Origin of the sequence: Streptococcus sp. 1559, from assembly GCF_013276735.1 — a bacterium.
Lineage (GTDB): Bacteria > Bacillota > Bacilli > Lactobacillales > Streptococcaceae > Streptococcus > Streptococcus pseudopneumoniae.
On record NZ_VMLO01000029.1, the window covers coordinates 95,416 to 111,752 of the forward strand.

General features: G+C 40.1%; 14 protein-coding genes, 1 pseudogene and 1 other annotated feature. All 15 genes and pseudogenes read left to right on the forward strand.

What is annotated here, in order from left to right:
• Positions 1-122: 122 nt before the first annotated feature.
• Positions 123-437, forward strand: a pseudogene (locus HT688_RS05125) (transposase family protein); the annotation flags it as partial.
• A gap of 143 nt (positions 438-580) precedes the next feature.
• Entirely contained in the window at positions 581-1,804 is a 1,224-nt protein-coding gene (gene ftsW / locus HT688_RS05130) for a cell division peptidoglycan polymerase FtsW (RefSeq protein WP_000703356.1), read from the forward strand.
• A 24-nt stretch (positions 1,805-1,828) separates the two neighbouring features.
• The gene (ppc, locus tag HT688_RS05135) at positions 1,829-4,525 is read left to right on the forward strand and encodes a phosphoenolpyruvate carboxylase (RefSeq protein WP_023938109.1); all 2,697 of its coding nucleotides are present in this window, start codon (positions 1,829-1,831) and stop codon (positions 4,523-4,525) included.
• A gap of 69 nt (positions 4,526-4,594) precedes the next feature.
• Positions 4,595-4,812, forward strand: a binding site (T-box leader).
• A gap of 223 nt (positions 4,813-5,035) precedes the next feature.
• Positions 5,036-6,040, forward strand: a complete 1,005-nt coding sequence (gene trpX / locus HT688_RS05140; protein ID WP_101514597.1) for a tryptophan ABC transporter substrate-binding protein — start codon at positions 5,036-5,038, stop codon at positions 6,038-6,040.
• Positions 6,041-6,108: 68 nt separating this feature from the next.
• The gene (locus tag HT688_RS05145; RefSeq protein ID WP_172923618.1) at positions 6,109-6,975 is read left to right on the forward strand and encodes an ABC transporter permease; all 867 of its coding nucleotides are present in this window, start codon (positions 6,109-6,111) and stop codon (positions 6,973-6,975) included.
• Positions 6,972-7,730, forward strand: a complete 759-nt coding sequence (locus HT688_RS05150; protein ID WP_000125403.1) for an ABC transporter ATP-binding protein — start codon at positions 6,972-6,974, stop codon at positions 7,728-7,730. Before HT688_RS05145 ends, HT688_RS05150 begins: the two co-directional genes overlap by 4 nt.
• Before the next feature lie 89 nt (positions 7,731-7,819).
• Positions 7,820-9,580 (forward strand): DNA primase, encoded by a 1,761-nt coding sequence (gene dnaG, locus HT688_RS05155; protein WP_166727867.1) that lies wholly within the window; start codon positions 7,820-7,822, stop codon positions 9,578-9,580.
• A 2-nt stretch (positions 9,581-9,582) separates the two neighbouring features.
• Positions 9,583-10,692 (forward strand): RNA polymerase sigma factor RpoD, encoded by a 1,110-nt coding sequence (gene rpoD, locus HT688_RS05160; protein ID WP_172923619.1) that lies wholly within the window; start codon positions 9,583-9,585, stop codon positions 10,690-10,692.
• A gap of 13 nt (positions 10,693-10,705) precedes the next feature.
• Positions 10,706-11,035, forward strand: a complete 330-nt coding sequence (locus HT688_RS05165; RefSeq protein ID WP_000331925.1) for a metal-sulfur cluster assembly factor — start codon at positions 10,706-10,708, stop codon at positions 11,033-11,035.
• 115 nt (positions 11,036-11,150) lie between these two features.
• On the forward strand, positions 11,151-12,194 hold the full coding sequence (cpoA, locus tag HT688_RS05170; protein ID WP_166727866.1) for an alpha-galactosylglucosyldiacylglycerol synthase: 1,044 nt from the start codon (positions 11,151-11,153) through the stop codon (positions 12,192-12,194).
• Between the two features lie 15 nt (positions 12,195-12,209).
• Positions 12,210-13,535, forward strand: a complete 1,326-nt coding sequence (locus HT688_RS05175; protein WP_050207536.1) for a glycosyltransferase family 4 protein — start codon at positions 12,210-12,212, stop codon at positions 13,533-13,535.
• A 29-nt stretch (positions 13,536-13,564) separates the two neighbouring features.
• Positions 13,565-13,741 carry a PspC domain-containing protein gene (locus HT688_RS05180; RefSeq protein WP_166727871.1) on the forward strand — a complete coding sequence of 59 codons (177 nt, stop codon included), beginning with the start codon at positions 13,565-13,567 and terminating at the stop codon, positions 13,739-13,741.
• A gap of 58 nt (positions 13,742-13,799) precedes the next feature.
• Entirely contained in the window at positions 13,800-13,934 is a 135-nt protein-coding gene (locus HT688_RS05185; protein WP_000863859.1) for a DUF4044 domain-containing protein, read from the forward strand.
• Positions 13,935-13,997: 63 nt separating this feature from the next.
• Positions 13,998-15,308 carry a GTPase ObgE gene (gene obgE, locus HT688_RS05190; RefSeq protein WP_050207537.1) on the forward strand — a complete coding sequence of 437 codons (1,311 nt, stop codon included), beginning with the start codon at positions 13,998-14,000 and terminating at the stop codon, positions 15,306-15,308.
• A 9-nt stretch (positions 15,309-15,317) separates the two neighbouring features.
• Entirely contained in the window at positions 15,318-15,476 is a 159-nt protein-coding gene (locus tag HT688_RS05195) for a hypothetical protein (protein WP_001808548.1), read from the forward strand.
• Positions 15,477-16,337 lie beyond the last annotated feature (861 nt).

Here is a 16,337-nt window from a genome sequence, read left to right on the forward strand (position 1 = left end):
CGACGAAACGATAAGGTAAGTCCGAAACGCTCAGTGTGTAGCTTTGTTGCTAAAAGCGTAGAAACCTTTGAACGAAAGGAATAATAGACTTTCTGCGAAACAAAATATAATACAATAAAACTATGAATTCTGAAGCAAGTCAGCAATTAAGCGATAGCCGTTTCAAGAGCCTTGTAGGTGTTCAGCGCACGACTTTTGAAGAGATGTTAGCTGTGTTAAAAACAGCTTATCAACGTAAACGCGCAAAAGGTGGACGAAAACCCAAATTAAGCCTAGACGATCTCCTCATGGTAACTATTCAATACATGCGAGAATAGTGCACTTATGAACAAATTGCGGCTGATTTTGGCATTCACGAAAGCAACATAATTAGTCGGAGTCAATGGATTGAAGCAACTCTTATTCAAAATGGTTTTACGATTTCAAATTCTGCCTTAATTCTGTAAAAACAGTAAAATTCGAAGGATTGTAAGGTAAGAGTTTTTTTCTTTCTGAAAAAATGGTATAATAGCAATCAAAACTAGAAAATAAAACGGAATTTGGAACAGATTTGTCTGTATCCTAGTAGAGTGGTGATACTATGAAGATTAGTAAGAGGCACTTATTAAATTATTCCATCTTGATTCCTTACTTGCTTTTATCTATTTTGGGCTTGATTGTGGTCTATTCGACCACCAGCGCTATTTTAATTGAAGAAGGCAAGAGCGCCTTGCAATTGGTTCGAAACCAAGGAATCTTTTGGATTGTTAGTTTGATACTGATTGCCTTAATTTATAAATTGAGACTAGATTTTTTGAGAAATGAGCGACTAATCATTTTAGTTATATTGATAGAAATGCTTTTATTGTTCTTAGCTCGTTTTATTGGTATTTCCGTAAACGGGGCATACGGTTGGATTTCGGTTGCAGGAGTAACTATTCAGCCAGCTGAGTACTTAAAAATCATTATTATTTGGTATTTGGCTCACCGATTCTCCAAACAGCAAGAAGAAATAGCTATTTATGATTTTCAAGTTTTGACTCAAAATCAATGGCTTCCCCGTGCTTTTAATGATTGGCGATTCGTTCTCCTAGTTCTGATTGGAAGTTTGGGAATTTTCCCTGATTTAGGAAATGCGACTATTTTAGTCTTGGTTTCCTTGATTATGTATACAGTTAGTGGAATCGCTTATCGCTGGTTTTCAACCATTCTGGCCCTCGTATCTGCCGCTTCTGTCTTTTTCTTGACCACTATCAGCCTAATCGGTGTTGAGACCTTTTCAAAAATTCCAGTATTTGGCTATGTAGCCAAGCGCTTTAGTGCCTTTTTTAATCCTTTTGCCGATCGTGCGGATGCGGGTCACCAGTTATCTAATTCTTATTTTGCCATGGTCAATGGCGGTTGGTTTGGTCTAGGTCTTGGGAATTCGATTGAAAAACGAGGTTATTTACCAGAAGCTCATACAGACTTTGTCTTTTCTATCGTGATTGAAGAATTTGGCTTTGTTGGTGCCAGTCTTATTTTAGCTCTCTTGTTTTTCATGATTTTGCGGATTATCTTGGTCGGTATCCGAGCGGAGAATCCTTTCAATGCCATGGTTGCACTCGGTGTCGGAGGGATGATGTTGGTTCAGGTATTTGTCAATATCGGAGGGATTTCGGGCTTGATTCCATCTACAGGAGTAACCTTCCCCTTCTTATCCCAGGGGGGGAATAGTCTTCTAGTCTTGTCAGTGGCAGTGGCCTTTGTCTTAAATATTGATGCCAGTGAAAAACGCGCTAAGTTGTACCGAGAATTGGAAAATCAACCAATGAACCTTCTGTGAAGTAGAATAAAGAAAGGATAGTCTATGTCTCTTCAAAAATTAGAAAATTATAGTAATAAAAGTGTTGTGCAAGAAGAAGTATTGATTCTAACAGAATTGCTGGAAGATATTACTAAAAATATGCTTGCCCCAGAGACCTTTGAAAAAATCATGCAGTTGAAAGAATTATCAACGCAGGAAGATTATCAAGGTCTAAACCGTCTAGTGACTAGCTTATCAAATGATGAAATGGTCTATATTTCACGCTATTTTTCAATCTTACCTCTTTTGATTAATATTTCAGAGGATGTGGATTTAGCTTATGAAATCAATCATCAAAATAATATTGATCAGGACTATTTAGGTAAATTATCTACAACGATCAAAATGGTTGCTGAAAAAGAAAATGCCGTTGAGATCCTAGAACACTTGAATGTTGTCCCTGTTTTGACAGCCCATCCAACACAAGTGCAACGCAAAAGTATGTTGGATTTAACAAATCATATCCATAGTCTTTTGCGTAAATACCGTGATGTTAAGTTGGGGTTGATCAATAAAGAAAAATGGCACAATGATTTGCGTCGTTACATCGAAATTATCATGCAGACAGACATGATTCGTGAGAAAAAATTAAAAGTGACTAACGAAATCACGAATGCTATGGAATATTACAACAGCTCCTTTTTGAAAGCTGTACCTCACTTGACGACGGAGTATAAGCGCTTAGCGCAAGCGCATGGATTGAATTTAAAACAGGCTAAACCGATCACCATGGGTATGTGGATAGGTGGTGACCGTGATGGAAATCCCTTTGTTACATCAGAGACCTTGAAACAGTCTGCACTCACTCAGTGTGAAGTCATCATGAACTACTATGATGAAAAGATTTACCAACTTTATCGTGAATTTTCTCTTTCAACTAGCATTGTCAATGTCAGCAAGCAAGTCAGAGAAATGGCTCGTCAATCCAAGGATAACTCGATTTACCGCGAAAAAGAGCTTTACCGTCGTGCCTTGTTTGATATTCAGTCAAAAATCCAAGCAACAAAAACCTATCTGATTGAGGATAAGGAAGTTGGGACTCGTTATGAAACCGCCAATGATTTCTACAAGGATTTGATTGCCATTCGAGATTCTCTACTAGAAAATAAGGGCGAGTCCTTGATTTCAGGTGATTTTGTTGAATTACTGCAGGCAGTAGAGATATTTGGTTTTTACCTAGCATCAATTGATATGCGACAAGACTCTAGCGTCTATGAAGCCTGTGTGGCAGAACTCTTGAAATCAGCAGGAATTCATTCTCGCTATAGTGAGTTGAGTGAAGAAGAAAAATGTGACCTTCTCTTGAAAGAATTAGAAGAAGATCCCCGAATTCTTTCTGCGACTCACGCAGAAAAATCAGAATTATTAGCAAAAGAACTAGCTATTTTTAAGACGGCTCGTGTTTTGAAAGATAAGTTGGGAGATGATGTCATCCGCCAGACCATCATTTCGCACGCTACTAGCCTTTCTGATATGCTAGAATTAGCTATTCTATTAAAAGAAGTAGGACTGGTGGATACGGAAAGGGCGCGTGTTCAGATTGTTCCCCTTTTTGAAACAATTGAAGACTTGGATCATTCAGAGGAAACAATGAGACAATATCTTTCTCTTCCTCTTGCCAAAAAATGGATTGCCTCACGAAATAACTACCAAGAAATCATGCTTGGCTACTCTGACAGTAATAAAGATGGCGGTTACTTGTCATCATGTTGGACCCTTTACAAGGCTCAACAACAATTGACTGCTATTGGAGATGAATTTGGCGTTAAGGTTACCTTCTTCCATGGTCGTGGTGGGACTGTCGGTCGTGGTGGTGGGCCAACCTATGAAGCCATCACATCTCAACCGCTCAAGTCTATCAAGGATCGTATCCGCTTGACGGAGCAGGGTGAGGTAATTGGCAATAAATACGGTAACAAAGACGCCGCTTACTATAATCTTGAAATGCTAGTATCGGCAGCTATTAACCGTATGATTACTCAGAAGAAGAGCGATACCAATACCTCAAATCGTTATGAAGCCATTATGGATCAAGTAGTGGACCGTAGTTACGATATCTACCGTGATTTGGTCTTTGGGAATGACCATTTCTATGATTATTTCTTCGAGTCAAGTCCAATCAAGGCTATTTCAAGTTTTAATATTGGTTCTCGTCCAGCAGCTCGTAAGACGATTACTGAAATCGGTGGTTTGCGTGCCATCCCTTGGGTATTCTCATGGTCACAGAGTCGTGTTATGTTCCCTGGATGGTACGGGGTTGGTTCAAGCTTCAAGGAATTTATCGATAAAAATCCAGAGAATATTGCTATCTTACGAGATATGTACCAAAATTGGCCTTTCTTCCAATCGCTTCTTTCAAATGTTGATATGGTTTTGTCAAAATCAAATATGAATATTGCTTTTGAATATGCTAAACTTTGTGAAGACGAGCAAGTTAAGGCCATCTATGAGACTATTTTAAATGAATGGCAAGTTACTAAGAACGTTATCTTGGCTATTGAAGGACATGACGAACTCTTAGCTGACAATCCATATCTAAAAGCTAGTCTGGATTACCGTATGCCTTACTTTAATATTCTCAACTATATTCAGTTAGAGTTGATTAAACGCCAACGTCGTGGAGAATTGTCCAGTGATCAAGAACGATTGATTCATATCACCATCAACGGAATTGCAACAGGATTGCGTAATTCAGGTTGATAATTTTCAAGAGTGAGTATCAAAAAAATGCTAAAAGAGTCTTGACAAGTAGTTTAAAAATGATATAATTTAACCATTCAGAAAAGTAATCATTCAAACTTTTTAGAGAGTCTGTGATAGCTGAAAACAGATAAGTGGTAATGATGAAAATTGGGCTGAATGCTATTTAGAATTTGAAATCATAAAAATTCGGTGAGCACACCTTACAGTGCATCTCGTTATTGCGAGACAGAGCGATAGGGAAATTCCCTATAATTGAGGTGGTACCGCGCATCGACGTCCTCACACAAGTTTTTTGTGTGAGGATTTTTTTGATGGAGGTTAGTATGGAAAGAAAACGATGGCGTCACTTGTTTATACTCAATGAAAATCAAAGCACAAACTAGGAAGCTAGCCNNGACGAAGTCAGTAACCATAGCTACGGCAAGGTGAAGCTGACGTGGTTTGAAGAGATTTTCGAATAGTATTAGATAAGTGAAGTTTTTAAAGGAATTAAAAAGGAGAAATAGAATGAAAAATAAACGTTTAATTGGAATTATCGCTGCATTAGCAGTCTTAGTAGCAGGAAGCTTGATTTACTCTTCAATGAATAAATCAGAAGCTCAGAATAATAAGGATGAGAAGAAAATAACCAAGATTGGTGTGCTTCAGTTTGTGAGCCATCCATCTCTTGATTTGATTTATAAAGGAATCCAAGATGGGCTTGCAGAAGAAGGTTATAAAGATGACCAAGTTAAAATCGATTTTATGAACTCAGAAGGTGACCAAAGTAAGGTTGCGACAATGAGTAAACAATTGGTTGCAAATGGGAATGATCTTGTGGTTGGTATCGCAACACCAGCTGCTCAAGGTTTGGCTAGTGCCACAAAAGACCTACCGGTTATCATGGCTGCTATTACAGACCCAATTGGTGCTAACTTGGTTAAAGATTTGAAAAGACCAGGTGGCAACGTTACAGGGGTATCTGACCACAATCCAGCTCAACAACAAGTTGAACTCATCAAGACCCTGACACCGAATGTGAAAACAATCGGAGCTCTTTACTCAAGTAGCGAAGACAATTCAAAAACACAGGTCGAAGAATTTAAGGCTTATGCTGAAAAAGCAGGTCTGACAGTGGAAACATTTGCAGTTCCTTCAACAAATGAAATTGCCTCAACTGTCACTGTTATGACTAGCAAGGTAGATGCTATTTGGGTTCCAATTGATAACACCATTGCATCAGGATTTCCAACGGTTGTCTCTAGCAATCAAAGTTCTAAGAAACCAATTTATCCAAGTGCGGCAGCTATGGTAGAAGTAGGTGGTTTGGCATCCGTTGTAGTTGACCAACATGACCTTGGTGTGGCAACTGGAAAAATGATTGCGCAAGTTCTGAAAGGTGCAAAACCAGCTGATACCCCAGTCAATGTCTTTTCAACTGGTAAGTCAGTGATCAATAAAAAAATAGCTCAAGAACTAGGTATTACGATTCCTGAGTCTGTTCTCAAAGAAGCAGGACAAGTCATCGAATAAATAAGGTAGGGAGGAGGAGACTCTTCCCATTTTTTAAAAAGATGAATATAGAAAGGATTAAATAAAATATGATTGTTTCCATTATTTCTCAAGGATTTGTCTGGGCTATTCTAGGTCTGGGAATCTTTATGACATTTAGGATTTTAAACTTTCCAGATATGACAACAGAAGGTTCCTTCCCTCTTGGGGGAGCTGTTGCTGTCACTCTGATAACCAAAGGCGTGAACCCTTTTTTAGCGACACTGCTTGCTGTAGGAGCAGGTTGTTTGGCTGGTATGGCAGCAGGACTTCTTTATACAAAAGGGAAGATCCCAACTTTGCTCTCAGGGATTTTGGTGATGACTTCCTGTCACTCTATCATGCTCTTGATTATGGGACGTGCCAATTTAGGCTTACTTGGAACCAAGCAAATCCAGGATGTTTTGCCTTTTGATTCAGATTTGAACCAACTCTTGACAGGTCTTATCTTTGTCAGTTTTGTTATTGCTCTCATGCTCTTTTTCTTGGATACCAAACTCGGACAAGCCTATATTGCTACAGGTGACAATCCTGATATGGCTAGAAGTTTCGGGATTCATACTGGACGCATGGAGCTCATGGGCTTGGTCTTATCAAATGGTGTGATTGCCCTTGCAGGAGCTCTCATTGCCCAGCAAGAAGGGTATGCTGATGTATCTCGAGGGATCGGGGTTATCGTTGTGGGGCTTGCAAGTTTGATTATTGGGGAAGTTATTTTCAAGAGTTTGAGTTTGGCAGAACATCTGGTTACCATCGTTGTAGGTTCTATCGCTTATCAATTCTTAGTGTGGGCGGTTATTGCGCTTGGCTTTAATACAAGTTACCTTCGTTTGTACAGCGCCGTGATTTTAGCAGTCTGCCTCATGATTCCAACATTTAAGCAAACCATCTTGAAAGGAGCCAAGTTAAGCAAATGACAGCAATTGTAGAATTAAAAAATGCAACCAAAATCGTTAAAAATGGCTTTGATGAAGAGAAGATTATTTTAAATGATGTTTCCTTAGAAATTTTTGAACAGGATTTCATCACGATTTTAGGTGGAAATGGTGCTGGGAAATCAACTCTCTTTAACACTATTGCAGGAACCTTGTCCTTAACCAGTGGAACCATCCGTATTTTAGGTGAGGATGTTAGCAAGTTTTCACCAGAAAAGCGGGCTAAGTATCTGTCTCGAGTCTTCCAAGATCCAAAGATGGGGACAGCTCCTCGTATGACAGTGGCAGAGAATCTCTTGATTGCCAAGTTTCGTGGTGAAAAGCGTGGATTGTTACCACGACGCTTGACTATTTATAAGGATGAATTTCAGGCGACCATTGAAAAAGTAGGAAATGGTCTTGAGAAACACTTGAATACACCGATTGAGTTCTTATCAGGTGGGCAAAGACAGGCTTTGAGTCTCTTGATGGCAACCTTGAAGCGTCCTGAATTACTCTTGTTAGACGAGCATACTGCAGCCCTTGATCCAAAGACTAGTGTTGCTTTGATGGAATTGACAGATGAATTTGTTAAGAATGACCAGCTGACAGCGCTTATGATTACTCATCATATGGAAGATGCTCTTAAGTATGGCAATCGATTAATTGTCATGAAAGAAGGACGAATTATCCAAGATTTGAACCAAGAAGAAAAAGCAAAAATGAAAATCTCTGATTATTATCAACTCTTTGAATAAAGTAGGGAAAACGAGTGAAATGGTTTACTTTTTTTCTGAAATAAAGTATACTATATAAAGTAAACTATGATAACATGGAGGTATTGTGTATGGTTGACAAACAAGTCATTGAAGAAATCAAAAACAATGCCAACATTGTGGAAGTCATAGGAGATGTGATTTCTTTACAAAAGGCAGGACGGAACTATCTAGGGCTCTGTCCTTTTCATGGTGAAAAAACACCTTCTTTCAACGTTGTAGAGGACAAGCAGTTTTACCACTGTTTTGGTTGTGGTCGCTCAGGTGATGTCTTTAAGTTCATCGAGGAGTACCAAGGGGTTCCCTTTATGGAGGCTGTGCAGATTTTAGGTCAGCGTGTTGGGATTGAGGTGGAAAAACCGCTTTATAGTGAACAGAAACCAGCCTCGCCTCACCAAGCTCTTTATGATATGCATGAAGATGCGGCTAAATTTTATCATGCTATTCTCATGACAACGACTATAGGGGAGGAGGCCAGAAACTATCTTTATCAGCGTGGTTTGACAGATGAAGTGCTCAAGCATTTTCGGATTGGTTTAGCACCTCCAGAACGAAACTATCTCTATCAACGTTTGTCTGGTCAGTATCGTGATGAGGATTTCCTAGATTCAGGACTGTTTTACCTCTCAGATGCAAATCAATTTGTAGATACCTTTCACAATCGGATTATGTTTCCCCTGACAAATGACCAAGGAAAGGTTATTGCCTTCTCAGGTCGTATCTGGCAGAAAACGGATTCACAAACTTCTAAGTATAAAAATAGCCGATCGACTGCAATTTTTAACAAAAGTTACGAATTATATCATATGGATAGGGCAAAAAAATCTTCTGGAAAAGCCAGTGAGATTTATCTGATGGAAGGATTCATGGATGTGATTGCAGCCTATCGGGCTGGAATCGAAAATGCTGTGGCGTCCATGGGAACAGCCTTGAGTCGTGAGCATGTTGAGCATCTGAAAAGGTTAACCAAGAAGTTGGTTCTTGTTTACGATGGCGATAAGGCTGGGCAAGCCGCGACTTTGAAAGCGCTGGACGAAATTGGTGATATACCTGTTCAAATCGTCAGCATGCCTGATAACTTGGATCCAGATGAGTATCTACAAAAAAATGGACCAGAAGACTTGGCCTATCTATTAACAAAAACTCGTATTAGTCCGATTGAGTTTTACATTCACCAGTACAAGCCTGAAAACAGTGAAAATCTGCAGGCCCAGATTGAGTTTATTGAAAAAATAGCTCCCTTGATTGTTCAAGAAAAGTCTATCACTGCTCAAAACAGCTATATTCATATTTTAGCTGACAGTCTGGCATCCTTTGATTATGCCCAGATTGAGCAGATTGTTAATGAAAGCCGTCAGGCACAAAGGCAGAATCGCATGGAAGGGGTTTCCAGACCGACGCAAATCACTATGCCTGTCACCAAGCAGTTATCGGCTATTATGAGGGCAGAAGCTCATCTACTTTATCGAATGATGGACTCCCCTCTTGTTTTAAACGATTACCGTTTGCGAGAAGACTTTTCATTTAACACACCTGAATTTCAGGTCTTATATGACTTGCTTGGCCAGTATGGCAATCTTCCTCCAGAAGTTCTAGCAGAACAGACAGAGGAAGTTGAAAGAGCTTGGTACCAAGTCTTAGCTCAGGATTTGCCTGCTGAGATGTCACCGCAGGAACTTAGTGAAGTAGAAATGACTCGAAACAAGGCTCTCTTGAATCAGGACAATATGAGAATCAAAAAGAAGGTGCAGGAAGCTAGCCATGTAGGAGATACAGACACAGCCCTAGAAGAATTGGAACGTTTAATTTCCCAAAAGAGAAGAATGGAGTAATAATGGCAACAAAACAAAAAGAAGTAACAACATTTGACGTACAAGTAGCAGAATTTATCCGTAATCATAAGCAAAAAGGGACAGCAACAGATGATGAAATCAATGCTAGTCTTGTCGTTCCTTTTACCTTGGACACTGATGGGATTGAAGATCTCTTGCAACGGATTCAAGATGCAGGAATTTCTATCACAGATAACGAAGGAAATCCAAGTGCGCGTGTTCTTAGCACTGAAGAAGAGCCAGAACTCAGCGATGAGGACTTGATTGGTTCAACTTCGGCTAAGGTTAATGACCCTGTCCGTATGTACTTGAAAGAAATCGGGGTCGTTCCTCTCTTGACCAATGAAGAGGAAAAAGAATTGGCACTAGCTGTTGAAGCTGGTGATATTGAAGCCAAACAACGTCTTGCGGAAGCCAACCTTCGTTTGGTTGTTTCTATTGCCAAACGCTATGTCGGCCGTGGTATGCAGTTCCTTGACTTGATTCAAGAAGGAAATATGGGCTTGATGAAGGCGGTTGACAAGTTTGACTATTCTAAAGGATTCAAGTTCTCAACTTACGCAACTTGGTGGATTCGTCAAGCAATCACTCGTGCTATTGCGGATCAAGCTCGTACTATTCGTATCCCAGTTCACATGGTTGAAACGATTAACAAGCTTGTTCGTGAACAGCGTAATCTCCTTCAAGAATTGGGACAGGATCCAACGCCAGAACAAATCGCTGAACGTATGGATATGACACCTGATAAGGTTCGTGAAATCTTGAAGATTGCTCAAGAACCGGTATCCCTTGAAACACCGATCGGTGAAGAGGATGATAGCCACCTTGGGGATTTTATCGAAGATGAAGTGATTGAAAATCCAGTGGACTATACAACTCGTATCGTCTTGCGTGAGCAGTTGGATGAGGTCTTGGATACTCTTACAGACCGTGAAGAAAATGTTCTGCGTCTACGTTTTGGACTAGATGATGGAAAAATGCGCACCCTTGAAGATGTGGGTAAAGTCTTTAATGTCACTCGTGAGCGTATCCGTCAGATTGAAGCCAAGGCTTTGAGAAAACTACGCCAACCAAGTCGTAGCAAACCGCTTCGTGATTTTATTGAAGACTAAGAGTGAGGAAAATATGGCTTATACAGAAGAGCAAATTGAAAATATCAAAACACGAATTTTATCAGCCTTGGAAGAAGTTATCGACCCTGAGTTGGGAATCGATATTGTCAATCTTGGTTTGATTTATGAGATTCGTTTTGACGGCGACACAGGGCAAACAGAGATTGATATGACTTTGACAACTATGGGATGTCCTCTAGCAGACCTTTTGACGGATCAGATTTATGATGCTATGACAGAGGTGCCAGAAGTAACGGATACTGAGGTCAAATTAGTCTGGTATCCGGCCTGGACAGTTGAAAAAATGAGTCGCTATGCACGCATTGCCCTAGGCATTAAGTAAACATATAAAAGCATGTGAGAGACCGTTGGAAAAGTGAGGAAATTTCCCCCTCTTTTCCTCTAGTCTCTCCTTTCTTTTGCTGATTTTATTCAAAGAAAATGATATAATAGTAGTTATGGAAAAAAAGAAATTACGCATCAATATGTTGAGTTCAAGTGAGAAAGTAGCAGGACAAGGAGTTTCAGGTGCTTACCGTGAATTAGTTCGTCTTCTTCACCGTGATGCCAAGGACCAATTGATTGTTACAGAAAATCTTCCAATAGAGGCAGATGTGACTCACTTTCATACAATTGATTTCCCCTATTATTTATCAACATTCCAAAAGAAACGCTCAGGGAGAAAGATTGGCTATGTGCATTTCTTGCCTGATACACTTGAGGGAAGTTTGAAAATTCCATTTTTCTTAAAGGGAATTGTGAAACGCTATGTATTTTCTTTTTACAACCGGATGGAGCACTTGGTGGTGGTCAATCCGATGTTTATCGAGGATTTGGTGGCAGCTGGTATTCCACGTGAAAAAGTGACTTATATTCCTAACTTTGTAAACAAGGAAAAATGGCATCCACTTCCACAAGAAGAGGTAGTCAGACTGCGAACAGAGCTAGGTCTTAGTGACAATCAGTTTATCGTAGTAGGTGCTGGTCAAGTTCAGAAACGCAAAGGGATTGATGATTTTATCCGTCTGGCTGAGGAATTGCCACAGATTACCTTTATCTGGGCTGGCGGTTTCTCTTTTGGTGGCATGACAGATGGTTATGAACGCTACAAGAAAATCATGGAAAATCCACCTGAAAATTTGATGTTTCCAGGCATTGTATCGCCAGAGCGGATGCGCGAATTGTATGCTCTAGCGGATCTTTTCTTGTTGCCTAGTTACAATGAGCTCTTTCCTATGACTATTTTAGAAGCTGCGAGTTGTGAGGCTCCTATTATGTTGCGTGATTTAGATCTCTATAAGGTGATTTTGGAGGGAAATTATCGGGCGACAGCGGGTAGAGAAGAGATGAAAGAGGCTATTTTGGAATATCAAGCAAATCCTGCTGCCTTAAAAGATCTCAAAGAAAAGGCTAAGAATATTTCCAGAGAGTATTCTGAAGAGCATCTGTTACAAATCTGGTTGAACTTTTATGAGAAACAAGCCGCTTTAGGGAGAAAGTAAAAAGTGAGGTAATCTATGCGAATTGGTTTATTTACAGATACCTATTTTCCTCAGGTTTCTGGTGTTGCAACCAGTATTCGAACCTTGAAAACAGAACTTGAAAAGCAGGGACATGCTGTTTTTATCTTTACGACGACAGATAAGGATGTCAATCGCTACGAAGATTGGCAAATTATCCGCATCCCAAGTGTTCCCTTCTTTGCTTTTAAGGACCGCCGCTTTGCCTATCGAGGTTTTAGCAAGGCACTGGAAATTGCCAAACAGTACCAGTTAGATATTATCCATACCCAGACAGAATTTTCTCTTGGCTTGTTGGGGATTTGGATTGCGCGTGAATTGAAGATTCCAGTTATCCATACCTATCATACCCAGTACGAAGACTATGTGCATTATATTGCTAAGGGAATGCTGATTCGTCCGAGTATGGTCAAGTACTTGGTTAGAGGTTTCTTGCATGATGTAGATGGGGTTATTTGCCCGAGTGAGATTGTCCGTGACTTGTTATCTGACTATAAGGTCAAGGTTGAAAAGCGGGTCATTCCAACAGGGATTGAATTAGCTAAGTTTGAGCGTCCAGAAATCAAGCAGGAAAATTTGAAAGAACTGCGTAGTAAACTAGGAATTCAAGATGATGAAAAGATGTTGCTGAGTCTTTCGAGAATTTCCTATGAAAAAAATATTCAAGCAGTTTTAGCAGCCTTTGCAGAAGTTCTGAAAGAAGAAGACAAGGTTAAACTGGTGGTAGCTGGGGATGGTCCTTATCTGGATGATCTCAAAGAGCAAGCTCAGAAACTAGAGATTCAAGACTCTGTTGTCTTTACAGGGATGATTGCTCCTAGTGAGACGGCTCTTTATTATAAGGCGGCAGATTTCTTCATCTCGGCATCGACAAGTGAAACGCAGGGTTTGACCTACTTGGAAAGCTTAGCTAGTGGAACGCCTGTTATTGCTCACGGAAATCCGTATCTGGACAATCTTATTAGTGATAAAATGTTTGGTACCTTGTATTACGGCGAGTATGATTTGGCTGGAGCCATTTTAGAAGCCCTGATTGCAACGCCAGATATGAATGAGCATACCTTATCAGAAAAATTGTATGAGATTTCAGCTGAGAATTTTGGAAAACGGGTGCATGAATTTTATCTTGATGCTATTATTTCAAATAATTTCCAGAAAGATTTAGCCAAAGATGATACGGTCAGTCAGCGTATCTTTAAGACAGTTTTGTATCTTCCACAACAGGTGGTTGCTGTACCCGTAAAAGGCTCTAGACGCATGCTGAAGGCTTCAAAAACACAGTTAATCAGCATCAGAGATTATTGGAAAGACCATGAAGAATAGAAAGAGGAATAGCTATGAAAAAACAATTGATGAGAAGTGGTAGTGATCAAAAAATTGCTGGAGTATGTGCTGGGGTCGCAAATTATTTTGATATTGATCCAACTATCGTTCGCGTAATATGGGGTGTTCTTGCTTGCTGTTACGGAGCGGGAATTGTAGCTTATATCATTTTATGTATTATTGCACCAGTAGCAAGTGACTATTGAAAACTAGCTCAATTCATGCTAAGATAATAGAAAATAGAATGTAACGAAGGAGATAAAAATGGCATTTGGAGATAATGGAAATCGTAAAAAAACGATGTTTGAGAAAATAACCTTGTTTATCGTGATTATCATGCTAGTAGCAAGTTTATTGGGAATTTTCGCAACTGCAATTGGTGCCCTCAGTAATCTATAAAATAGATTCAAGAAAATTTAGTGACTGGGATTTCCCAGCCCTTTTTTAAAGTGAGAAGAAAAAATGAGTATGTTTTTAGATACAGCCAAGATTAAGGTCAAGGCTGGTAATGGTGGTGATGGCATGGTTGCCTTTCGCCGTGAAAAATATGTCCCTAATGGCGGTCCTTGGGGTGGTGACGGTGGTCGTGGAGGCAATGTCGTCTTCGTTGTAGACGAAGGACTACGTACCTTGATGGATTTCCGTTATAACCGTCATTTCAAGGCTGATTCTGGTGAAAAAGGAATGACTAAAGGGATGCATGGTCGTGGTGCAGAGGACCTCAGAGTTCGAGTGCCGCAAGGTACGACTGTCCGTGATGCAGAGACTGGCAAAGTTTTAACAGATTTGATTGAACATGGGCAAGAATTTATTGTAGCCCACGGTGGTCGTGGTGGACGTGGAAACATCCGCTTTGCGACACCAAAAAATCCTGCACCGGAAATCTCTGAAAATGGAGAACCAGGTCAGGAACGTGAGTTACAATTGGAACTAAAAATCTTGGCAGATGTCGGTTTAGTAGGTTTCCCATCTGTAGGGAAATCAACTCTTTTAAGTGTTATCACATCTGCTAAACCAAAAATCGGCGCCTACCACTTTACGACCATTGTGCCAAATCTAGGTATGGTTCGCACCCAATCAGGTGAATCCTTTGCAGTAGCTGATTTACCAGGTTTGATTGAAGGCGCTAGTCAAGGTGTTGGTTTGGGAACTCAGTTCCTCCGTCACATTGAGCGTACACGTGTTATCCTTCACATCATTGATATGTCAGCTAGCGAAGGTCGTGATCCTTATGAGGACTACCTAGCGATCAATAAAGAGCTGGAGTCGTATAATCTTCGTCTCATGGAGCGTCCACAGATTATCGTAGCCAACAAAATGGACATGCCTGAGAGTCAAGAAAATCTTAAAGAATTTAAGAAAAAATTGGCTGAAAACTACGATGAATTTGAAGAGTTACCAGCTATTTTCCCAATTTCTGGATTGACCAAGCAAGGTTTGGCAACGCTTTTGGATGCGACAGCTGAATTGTTAGACAAGACACCAGAATTCTTGCTCTATGACGAGTCAGATATGGAAGAAGAAGCTTACTACGGCTTTGACGAGGAAGAGAAAGCCTTTGAAATTAGTCGTGATGACGATGCGACATGGGTACTTTCTGGTGAAAAACTCATAAAACTCTTCAATATGACCAACTTTGATCGTGACGAATCAGTCATGAAATTTGCCCGCCAGCTTCGTGGTATGGGGGTTGATGAAGCCCTTCGTGCGCGTGGTGCTAAGGATGGGGACTTGGTTCGCATTGGTAAATTTGAGTTTGAATTTGTAGACTAGGAGATTGGTATGGGAGATAAACCGATATCTTTCCGAGATGCGGATGGCAATTTTGTTTCCGCCGCAGACGTTTGGAATGAAAAGAAATTGGAAGAACTATTTAATCGTCTCAATCCAAATCGTGCTCTGAGATTGGCACGAACTAAAAAGGAAAATCCATCTCAGTAAAGAAGCTAAACAATTCCGTGCCTCATCAGACACGGAATTTTGTGGTACGACTGGATATATAGCAAACTGAATTTGGAATAGCACAGCATATCTTCTAAAATATTGTTATCAATTGATTTGGATTTCAAAATTAAATTGTTTAATTCTTATTTCACTTTGTTATAGTATATCTGATGTCAAAGTTCTCGGCGAGTCAAATAGCGATTCCCAAGCCTGACTATCGTGAGGTAGCGGATTAAAACGGTCTGGGGATAGATCGTTTTAAGTCTGACGCTGGAAATAAGAATCGTCAGGGGAAGGGATAGCGAAATCGTGGCTCTACGAACAGGAACGTGATAGTAAGGCGTATATAGTAGATAAGGGGGCTCAAAACTCTAAATTCTAAAAAGGTAGTCGTAACCTATATACATAAAGCACGAGAGTAATTGAATTCGGACTAAGATTTTCTATTTTCACTGTAACCTTTTAACGTCCTCATATCTTGTATACACGAGGAAAGATGTATGACTTATCCCGTGAGGTCTATCACTATAAAGAGAAAACGACAGATAGAAGTGATCCTGAGTCACGGTTATCTTTAAAATAGATTGTCTGATAGGATGCTAGCCTGAAAACGTCTTGTTCATGAAATATAGGACGGTATGTATAAAACGCTTCTGTGAACTGAGAGAAGGGGGAGAAGTTCTTTCTAAAGTTTAGTTGAACAGCCGTATTCCGATACTTAGATAAGGGAGCTAGTCTTAGCTCCTACTCGATTTCAGGGGACAAAAAAGGGGTAATAGCGCTTCGAGAAAGATTATACTCAAAATCTCTTCAAACCACGTCAGCGTCGCCTTGCCGTATATATATGTTACTGACTTC